Consider the following 203-nt stretch of genomic DNA (forward strand, 5'->3'; position numbering starts at 1 on the left):
TGAAAAATAAATAAGGTGACTAAAGAAGTCTAGAGATAGGCTTCTTTTTTATGGATAAATAACAATAATGCTTGTTATAATTTGAGTGGTTCCTGAAGAGGAATGATAAAGAGTATTCGACAATTGTCAGGTACCAAATAGTATAACCACGAATCGTATTCCTCTTTAGCGGAATCAAAATTTCTAGTACTATTCCCTAATGG

This window comes from Bacillus sp. JJ1503, from assembly GCF_036965125.1.
In the GTDB taxonomy this organism is placed as follows: Bacteria; Bacillota; Bacilli; order Bacillales; family Cytobacillaceae; genus Cytobacillus.